Origin of the sequence: Neobacillus drentensis (assembly GCF_036966985.1) — a bacterium.
GTDB lineage: Bacteria > Bacillota > Bacilli > Bacillales > Cytobacillaceae > Neobacillus > Neobacillus drentensis_E.
Map to the genome: position 1 here is coordinate 1 of NZ_JBALSN010000538.1, position 2,853 is coordinate 2,853.

The 2,853-nt window shown below is 40.9% G+C and carries 2 protein-coding genes and 1 pseudogene; all 3 read left to right on the top strand.

Annotated features, from left to right (window positions below; all coding sequences use genetic code 11):
* Positions 1 to 289: pseudogene (locus V7659_RS27395) on the top strand (class I SAM-dependent methyltransferase); the annotation flags it as partial.
* 93 nt (positions 290 to 382) lie between these two features.
* On the top strand, positions 383 to 1,588 hold the full coding sequence (locus tag V7659_RS27400) for a CbiX/SirB N-terminal domain-containing protein (protein ID WP_335543236.1): 1,206 nt from the start codon (positions 383 to 385) through the stop codon (positions 1,586 to 1,588).
* 200 nt (positions 1,589 to 1,788) lie between these two features.
* The coding region (locus V7659_RS27405) for a cobyric acid synthase (RefSeq protein ID WP_335543237.1) at positions 1,789 to 2,853 on the top strand (1,065 nt) is incomplete at its 3' end.

A 2,853-nucleotide genomic window follows, 5' to 3' on the forward strand; every position in this document is an offset into this window, starting at 1 on the left:
CGACATTAAATATCCTCGCCGTGATTATATTACCATCGTCAATATGCTGTATCAGTTAGGAATTTATGCAAATTGTGAAATGCTCAAGCTGGAGCGTGAGTATCGTTATGATACATTGCAGCAATTATATGAAGCACAAAGCAAAAAAATCCTATCACCTCGGTTTGATATGGCACATGTGAAAGCATCACTCGAACCTTATATCGCTATGGAGGATGACCAGTATGTGTACCGTCACCCATTCTATGCAGCAATCATTAGTTGGGAGCCTCGGGTGTTACTTGACTAAGTTTCGTTTTGTATTACTAAAATATCGGGGGGCGCTGTTGCTATAACAGAAACATAGGGGGTAAAAGGTGATAGAAGAGGGGGAGGTCACTTTATGACAACATGGAATTTAACGCAAATGCAGCGTCACTTACTCATTTGCAATGGGGCAACCTGTATGGGAGCAGGAGCTGAGGAGGTCACGCAGCAAATTCGAGACGAAATCCGGAAAAACCGTTTAGATGAGCTTATTCATACATCGCGTACACGATGTAACGGCCGCTGTAAAGATAAATGCGTCGTAATTGATTACCCAAAAGGGACATGGTATTCGGTTCAACATGAAGAAACCGCTCGTGATCTTGTTCATGAAGCAGTTGAACAAGATGCGATAATTTATTCAATGGAGCACGGTGTACGGAAACGCAGCGAAGATCGCATAAAAGGAATTGAAAAATACAAGAAAGGTAATGGACCGATGAAAAAAGCTGTATTATTTGTTGGACATGGCAGCAGGCTGGAGGCAGGGAATACAGAGGTTCGCGAATTTGTCGGGCAAATGACAGAATACATTGATCCAGCCCTTTTAGTTGAAACATGTTTTTTAGAATTTGCATCACCAAATATTGAAGATGGGATTCAGTTGTGTGTTGAAAAAGGTGCAGATGAAATCCATGTAATTCCCATCATTTTATTACATGCAGGACATTCAAAACTGCACATTCCTGCAGAAATAGAACATGCTAAAGAGCATTTCCCGGATGTTCTATTTACCTATGGCCAAACGATAGGTATTCATGAGGAAGTCTTTGAAATTTTAAAAACAAGACTGACTGAAGCAGGTTTTGATGTGAATCAAAAGCATGAGGATACGGCCATTTTATTAATTGGTCGAGGCGGCAGCGATCCATATGCTAATGGTGATTTTTACAAAATCAGCAGATTATTGTGGGAGAAATTAAATGTACCTATTGTTGAAAGTGCCTTTATGGGGGTAACGACGCCAACTGTGGAGGATGGGATGGAACGGTGCATTAAATTAGGCGCAAAAAAAATCATTATGCTGCCGTATTTTTTATTTACGGGAATTTTAATGAAAAGAATGAATAAAATGGCCGAACAATATAAAGCGTCTTATCCGCATATATCAATTGATATTGCTCAGTATTTTGGCTATCATCCAAAGTTAAGAACAGTACTGATAGAACGTATGAATCAGGCCATAAACGGTACATCCACTGGAATGCAAGATTTAGAAAATTTCCGTAAATATGCGGAAGAACATGGGTATGAACATCATCATCATCATCACCATAATTAGAGGAAAGACAACCGGATTTTGTTTTATAGTCCGGTTTTTCTTAGTATTATGGTTATTGTTTGCCAAGAAAAGTTCGAGTGGTATACGGTAACGAGTTCCAACAACCTAGTATGTGACCCATGACAAGACATCTCGGGGGAGTTAATGGTGACCTGGGCTAGTCGGAAATTAAATCAGGAAATGTAAGGAGTACAAAGAAGATGGCTAAGGCTCTTAAATTGATGTTTCAAGGTACCAATTCGGATGTCGGCAAAAGTGTCGTCGTGACGGCCTTTTGCCGTATATTTGCCCAGGACGGATATAAAACGGTTCCTTTTAAGTCACAAAATATGGCGTTAAATTCTTATATCACTGAGGATGGAAAAGAAATAGGAAGAGCACAAGGGGTCCAGGCTGAAGCAGCAGGGATTCAGGCGACAACTGATATGAATCCGATTCTGATCAAACCGAATCGGGATAACCAATCCCAAATTGTGGTCCATGGAAAACCGTATAAAAATATGGAAGCCAGTGCGTATCGCAAGGAATTCTTTCAAACGGGTGTTGAGCTTATTAAAGAATCGCTTGCTGTTCTGTCAGAAAAGTATGAACGGATTGTCATTGAAGGCGCGGGCAGTCCTGCCGAGATTAATCTGAATGACAGGGAAATGGTCAATATGCGGGTCGCAAGAATGGCTGACGCCCCTGTGATTTTGATTGGGGATATCGAGAAAGGCGGAGTTTTTGCCAGTTTAGTAGGAACCCTTCAGCTAATGGAGCCTGAAGACCGTGCCCGTGTCATTGGCGTCATCATTAATAAATTCCGCGGCGATATTCGGCTCCTGGAACCTGGATTAATGTGGTTTGAGGAATATACAGGTAAACCAGTTCTCGGTGTGATTCCTTATTTGCAAAATTTAAATATCGATGCCGAGGATTCAGTTATTTTAAATAAATATACATCTGTCCAAAATACCGAAAAAGAACTTGATATTGCAGTGGTTCAGTATCCGAAAATTTCCAACTTCACTGATGTGGATCCTTTTTTTGCCGAACCTGATTGCCATGTCCGGTTTATTACAAGAGCGGATCAATTACACAATCCAGATTTAGTGATTCTTCCAGGAACTAAGAATACCATCGAGGATTTGCTCTTTTTAAGAAAAAGTGGAATATCCGAGAAAATCGTGGAATTACAGAAAAAGAACCAAACCGTGCTATTTGGGGTCTGCGGCGGCTATCAAATGCTTGGCGAAAAAATCGAGGACCCGTTGGCAATCGAGTCA